The 6,763-nt window shown below is 54.1% G+C and carries 5 protein-coding genes; 4 read left to right on the plus strand and 1 reads right to left on the minus strand.

All coding sequences use genetic code 11. The features are described from left to right. Positions 1-250: 250 nt before the first annotated feature. Positions 251-3,535: a phycobilisome rod-core linker polypeptide gene (locus ACN4EG_RS14090; protein ID WP_431630313.1), complete on the plus strand. Its 3,285-nt coding sequence runs from the start codon at positions 251-253 to the stop codon at positions 3,533-3,535. Between the two features lie 128 nt (positions 3,536-3,663). Here ACN4EG_RS14090 and ACN4EG_RS14095 read toward each other — a convergent pair whose 3' ends face one another. Further along, a complete protein-coding gene (locus ACN4EG_RS14095) occupies positions 3,664-4,206 on the minus strand; it encodes a phycobiliprotein lyase (protein WP_431630315.1) in 543 nt (180 codons plus the stop codon). Positions 4,207-4,460: 254 nt separating this feature from the next. On the opposite strand from ACN4EG_RS14095, the gene ACN4EG_RS14100 reads away from it, so the two are divergent. The 3 genes from ACN4EG_RS14100 to ACN4EG_RS14110 form a co-directional block, all read left to right on the plus strand. After that, positions 4,461-5,375, plus strand: a complete 915-nt coding sequence (locus ACN4EG_RS14100; protein ID WP_431630317.1) for an ABC transporter ATP-binding protein — start codon at positions 4,461-4,463, stop codon at positions 5,373-5,375. Positions 5,376-5,379: 4 nt separating this feature from the next. Further along, the gene (locus ACN4EG_RS14105; RefSeq protein WP_431630318.1) at positions 5,380-6,246 is read left to right on the plus strand and encodes an ABC transporter permease; all 867 of its coding nucleotides are present in this window, start codon (positions 5,380-5,382) and stop codon (positions 6,244-6,246) included. 2 nt (positions 6,247-6,248) lie between these two features. Continuing rightward, a partial coding sequence (locus tag ACN4EG_RS14110; RefSeq protein ID WP_431630319.1) for a sulfite exporter TauE/SafE family protein occupies positions 6,249-6,763 on the plus strand: 515 nt, incomplete at its 3' end.

Raw genomic sequence — 6,763 nt, forward strand, 5'->3', positions numbered from 1 at the left:
TTCCTTCTGTCCCCACTCAGATTTTGTAACGAAACGTATACGCCTTCTCAGAAGCGGTTCCGTAATTCCCTATGATGGTCTACTAATGAACCTTTCATTGCTCTACACAGTTGTTTACAAAGCTCGTTAGGGGACATGAATCGTTCTAATCTGAAATAGATATGAGCTAACGCCGAGGGCCTCCATTGCAAGGGGCCTCCGGTGAAAGTCAGATTTAACACCGTAGATCCGTAGGGAGCTTTAGAATCCGATGAGTGTTAAGGCAAGTGGTGGAAGCTCTTTAGCACGCCCGCAACTTTATCAAACCGCCGCCCTATCCGCGATTTCCCAAGCTGAGCAGCAAGATCGCTACTTGGGGCGCAGCGAACTGGAACAACTGACCCAGTTCTTTGCATCCGGTGCGAAGCGGATTGAGATTGCAGAGATTTTGACTCGGAACTCTGAACTGATCGTATCCCGCGCTGCTAACCGTATCTTTACGGGCGGTTCGCCGATGGCATTCTTGGAGAAGCCCCCGGCGGATGCCCCGACGATGACGATCGCGGGGACGGTTCTGGACATGCAGGAAAGCATGAAGTTGGGAACCGTCACCTATGCGGAAGCTGCTAGCAGTGGCGGTGGCTTCTTTGGTGGCTTGCGATCGGTTGTGTCCGGTTCCAGCACTGGCCCCATTCCTGCCGGATTCCGTCCGATTAACGTGGCCCGCTATGGCCCGTCCAATATGGCCAAGTCCCTGCGCGACCTGAGCTGGTTCCTGCGCTATACGACCTATGCGATCGTGGCCGGAGACCCCAGCATCGTCGAAGTCAACACTCGCGGTCTACGGGAAATCATCGAAGGCGTCTGCTCCGCAGCAGCAACCATTGTTGCACTGCAAGAAATGCGGGCAGCGGCTGTAGCTTACTTTAAAGGCGATGACGCCGCTGCTGAAATTGTTGACCAGTACTTCACAGTGTTGGTGAGCGAATTCCAAGCCGCTGCGCCCTCGGATAAGCTGCGTCAACGGCCCTCCTCTGACCTGCAAGGCTTGAAGTTGCCTCAGATCTACTTCAATGCTGCGGAGCGTCGTCAGAAGTTTGTTATGAAGCCTGGTTTATCTGCTTCGGAGAAAAACGAAGTAATTCGGGCTGCCTATCGCCAAGTCTTTGAGCGCGATATCACCCGTGCTTACTCCTTGGCCATCTCTGACTTGGAATCCAAGGTGAAGAACAACGAAATCTCCATGAAGGAGTTTGTTCGTCGCCTCTGCAAGTCTCCGCTCTACCGCAAGAACTTCTTTGAACCCTACATCAACAGCCGTGCACTGGAGTTGGCCTTCCGGCATATCCTAGGTCGGGGTCCTTCTTCCCGTGAGGAAGTTCAAAAATATTTCTCGATCGTTTCCTCCGGTGGCCTGTCCGCCCTGGTGGATGCGTTGGTGGACTCCACGGAGTACGCGGACTACTTCGGGGAAGAAACCGTTCCCTACCTGCGGGGCTTGGGTCAAGAAGCCCAGGAATGCCGCAACTGGGGCCCCCAGCAAGACTTGTTCAATTACAGTGCACCTTTCCGCAAGGTACCGCAGTTCATCACGACCTTTGCGGCCTACGACCAACCCCTGCCGGAACAGCACGTTTACGGTCGCGGTCACGACCCGATCGAAAACCAGTTTGGAGCGATCTTCCCGAAGGAAACCCGCAACCCCAACAGCAATCCTGCGCCCTTTGGCAAGGATACCCGTCGCGTCCTGATCACCCGAGGCCCTGGCATCAACAACCAGCTGGGCAACCCTGGTGCCCGTGGCGTCAACCCCGGTACCTTGGGGCCCAAGGTCTTCAAGTTGGATCAGCTGCCTAGCTTCACCGGGATTTCCCGCAGTGGCATTGGTGCGTACAAATCTCCTTCCACCAAGGGCATCAGCACCAAGTTCTCGGAAAGCTCTGCTCAGGCAGTCATCCGGGCTTGCTACTTGCAAGTGATTGGGCGCGATGTCTACGCGGGTCAACGCCTCACCTTGGATGAAATCCAACTGGAAAACGGTGACATTAGCGTACGGGAGTTTGTCCGTCGCTTGGCTAAGTCTGAGCTGTACCGCAAGCTGTACTGGACGCCGCTCTATGTCATGAAGGCGATCGAGTTCTTGCACCGTCGTCTGTTGGGTCGTCCTACCTACGGTCGCCAAGAGACGAATAAATACTTCGATCTTGCTTCCAAGAAAGGCTTCTACGCGGTCGTGGATGCGATTCTGGACACCGAAGAGTACTACCAGACCTTCAGCGAAGATACCGTTCCCTACGAGCGCTACATCACCGCTGCGGGCTACTCCGCTCGGAACAACCGTGTCGGCTCCATGGGCGATCGCCTGTTGGCTAAGACTACCTCGGAAGTTCCTACTCCTCGCTTTGTCACCCTGGGCGAAGTCACCGAGATGCGGACTCAGCCCGACATTACCTTCCGCTCCAACCAAGGGGTTACCAAGAAGCGGGTGCAAACGAAGGTGTTCAAGCTCACCAGCTTGGCCGACAAGCCCAACCTGGAAGTGGTTATCAACGCGGCCTATCGGCAAATCTTCGAGCGCGACATTGCCCCCTACATCACCGACAACGAGTTCACTGTCCTGGAAAGCCGCCTGCGCAACGGCGAAATCACCGTCAAGGAATTCATTGAGGGACTGGGTTCGTCCAAGCTCTACATCAAGGAGTTCTATGCGCCCTACCCGAACACCAAGGTGATCGAACTGGGTACCAAGCACTTCCTCGGTCGGGCTCCGTTGGATCAGGCTGAAATCCGCAAGTACAATGCCATCCTGTCTAGCCAAGGCTTGAAGGCGTTTATCCACTCCATGGTGAACAGCCCTGAGTACCTGACGGCCTTCAACGAAGATACGGTACCTTACAACCGCTATCTGACCCTGCCTGCGGCTAACTATCCCAATACCCAACGGCTGTACAACAAGCTCACCAAGCAAAACAAGCGCTTGGAAGTGCCCAGCTTTGATCCGGTGACCTCTAAGGTGGATGGAGCAAGCCTACCGCTCACCGCCAGCGCGATCGCGGCTAACAATGAAGCTGTGTTGGCTGGTTCTGCACGGGTTTCCGGTGGCAGTGCATCGGCAGTGGTGAGCCAAGCACCGACCAAGATTGTGCGATTGTCGGTGGATGGTTCGGCAGTGGTCGCTAACGCAGTTTACGCCCAAGTGATGGATGTGGCTGTGGATGCAATTCCGGCTGAGTTCCGTCTAGCTGCTGGGGAAGCTCAACTGGCGGAAGGTCTAAGCGTGCGGGAATTTGTCCGGGCGGTGGTGACTTCGGACGCTTACACTGCGCGGTTTGGTAAGTTCCCCGTTGCAAAACAGGCTGAACTGTTGTTGCGCCATCTGTTGGGTCGGGCGATCGCGACGGATGTGGAAAAACTCCAGTACAGCCAATTGCTGCAAACGGAAGGCTTTGCAGCTGTAGTCGAAGCGTTGCTAAATACCGCTGAGTACAATCGCTTCTTTGGCGAAGATGTGGTGCCCTACAAGCGCTTCCCGTCTCTGCCTGCCGATATGGTGTAAGTTCAACTCCCTTGGAATCTGACTGTTTAGCTCGATTCTAAAATTAGCCCCTAGACGGGATCCGTCTAGGGGTTTTCTGTTGGATCAAGGCCCGATCTAATGGGTGGCCGTTATGCACCGGAGTGAGACTAAGCAACCCGTTTTTCTAGGTATTGGCCAATCATTTGTTCTTCCCCAGCTCGGGAAATAATGGTTTGGCGGGTGCGGTATTTGGTCCCGATGAGTTTGACTTCCTCTTCAAACACGGAGCCTTGGTACTCGGTGCGGAGGCAGAGGGTTTCTGGGTTGGTCATGGAGAAGCTGGCGACGATCGGTTTGGGCGTGGCGAAACCTCGATCGCGGTACATTAACCCATCGGCAATGCCAAACAGGGTGGATCCTTTAGACATATTTTTGCCGAGAATGGAATTTTTGCTGTCCCAGGTGACGCTGGCACCACAGGTCATATAATCCATATCTGCCAAATCATGTAACTGGGCCAAGTGCCGCAACTCATCGCAACCCTGGGCGAGGAACTGAACCGTGATCAGGCTTTCGACTTCCTGGACTTCTCCATCGGGCAGTGTAAAGTAGCGACGTTCCGATCGCCATTGCCCAGCGGAACTTTTAAAGAACTGAGCAATGAGATCATCACTCACCGCATGGCGTTGCAGAGTTGAATTCACAGGCATCCTTCCTTGAGAGAGTAGAAGACACGATTTCGGTTAGGAAACCATTACTTGCTGGTCATAATTCTTAATATAAATCCAGATCTGTGGCGTAGCAATTTCTACAAATTATTGACAAATTTGCCAAAACAGTGATCAGTTTTTCTGAAGTCTACCGATCATCTTCCAAATTACTGGAATCGTTTCCCGATCGACCGCCATTTTCGGGTAGGGGTGCGTAGGATAGATCCATTCCTGTCTGGTGCATGTGATCGGCTATGACGCTTCTCCAAGTAACTCATTTACAAAAGCATTATGTGAATCAAGGTAAACGGATCCACGCAGTAGATAACGTTTCGCTGCATTTAGCGGCGGGGGAAGTCCTGGCGTTTCTGGGGCCGAATGGGGCGGGTAAGACGACCACGATCAAAATGATTACGGGATTGATCATGCCCGATCGGGGGCAGGTGGCGGTGGTGGGTCAGAATCCCCATCGGGATCCCTCGGCGCTGCGATCGTTGGGTGCGGTGTTGGAGGGCAATCGCAATCTCTATTGGCGGTTAACACCAGAGGAGAATTTAGAATATTTCGGGGTGTTGCGGGGGCTGTCGGCGCGGGAGGCTCGGCAGCGGGGGCACCGGTTGCTGGAGCGCTTTGAGTTAATGCATAAACGCAAAACGGTGGTGCAGCAATTGTCCCGTGGGATGCAGCAAAAGGTGGCGATCGCGGTGGCGCTGATTCATGAACCGCAATTGGTGCTGCTGGATGAGCCGACCCTGGGGTTGGATGTGGAAGCGACGCAAACGGTGAAGCGGTTGGTGCGGGAAATTGCGGCGGAGGGCCGGGGGATTTTGCTGACGACCCACCAGTTGGATATTGCGGAGGAGTTGAGCGATCGGGTGGCGGTGATTCGGCAAGGTCGGATTGTGGCGGAGAAGCAGACGGCGGAACTAATTCAGGAATTTTCCAGCAGCGCCTATCGCATTGTATTGGAGCAATCGATCGGAGTCGATCGACAAGCTAAATTAGCGCAGTTGGGTTTGGAGGTTGATGCAACATCGCAGGCGTTACATTTAGCGGATACGGATTTATTGTACGCAGTGTTGGCAGTTTTGCAACCTTTACCGATTCTTCGGATTGAGCGCGATCGGGCGAATTTGACGGATATTTTTCTACAACTGGTGCAGGAGTAGGCGAGTGACGAAGGTTAAGGGCATGAAGGTTAGGGGCATGAAGGTTAGGGGCATGAAGGTTAGGGGCATAAAGGTTCCGCGATCGACGCAGATGTTGGATATTTTGCGATTGTTTTTGGCGGAGTTTAAGCGGGCTTGGATTCAGTTTAAGCGCTATCCGGCGGAGTCGATCGGGGGCGTGTTTATTATTACGTCGGTGTTTTATGGGTTGTTTTTGAGTGCGCAGTATATTGCGGGGCCGATTCAGTTTGGGGATAAGTTGGATAGTGTGATTGTGGGGTATTTGTTGTGGTCGTTGTCGATTTTTGTAATTACGGATATTGCGGGCACGCTGCAAAGTGAGGCGCAAACGGGCACGCTGGAACAGTTGTTTCTGACTAGCTTTGGGGCGAGGACGTTGTTTTTGGTGCGGGCGATCGCGGATTTGGCGATTCAGTTGATTTTGCTAGGTGTTATTTTGTCGATCATTATGGTGTTGACGGGGCGGTATTTATCGTTTCCCATTACGCTAATTTTGCCATTGGCAACGGTATTGATGGGGGCCTATGGATTGGGGTTTGTCATGGGTGGTATTTCGCTGTTGTTTAAACGAATTCAACAGGTGTTGGCAATTTTTCAATTTGCGTTGTTGTTTTTGTTGACGGCTCCGACGGAGGAATGGACGGGGGTTGGGCACGTTGTGGGTTACTTTTTGCCGATGAGTCCGGGGGCGGGGCTGTTGCGGAATTTGATGGCGCGGGATACAGGGTTGGATGGGACGGCGTTGACGATCGCGCTGCTGAATGGTGGGGTGTATTTGACGATCGGACTGTTGCTGTTTGGTTGGGCGGAGCGGGAAACGAAGCGTCGTGGCAAGTTAGGGGGGTATTAGGGGTGCTGTTAGGGTTGTTGGATGCGGCGACGATCGCGATGCCGGAAAGTTTGTTGGGGTTGTTTGGGCTGGGGATTGTGACGGGGGCGGTGGCGGGAATTTTGGGGATTGGTGGGGGGTTGTTGATTGTTCCGGTGCTGAGTTTGTGGTCGATTCCGTTGGTTCAGGCGACGGCGACGAGTTTGGTGGGGGTGTGGCTGAGTGCGGTGTCGGGGACGGTGCAGAATTGGCGTAAGGGTCAGTGGGATGGCCGATCGTCGATCGTGTTGGCGCTGTTTGGGATGGTGACAGCGGCGCTGGGGGCGTGGGTGGGTCGGGTTTTGCCCAATGCGGCGATCTCGTTTAGTTTTGCGGGGCTGATGGGGGTGATTGTTTATTTGATGGATTTGAAGCAGAAATTAAAGGCACGGGAACAGGCGGTGGCTGAGGGGACTGGGGAGGTGGCCGATCGGGGGCCGGATGGCCGATTTCGGTTGCCGCAGGTGGCGGGCATTGGGTTGGGGGCGGGGTTTTTGTC

The organism is Alkalinema pantanalense CENA528, from assembly GCF_050753345.1.
GTDB classification, from domain to species: Bacteria; Cyanobacteriota; Cyanobacteriia; order Leptolyngbyales; family Leptolyngbyaceae; genus Alkalinema; species Alkalinema pantanalense.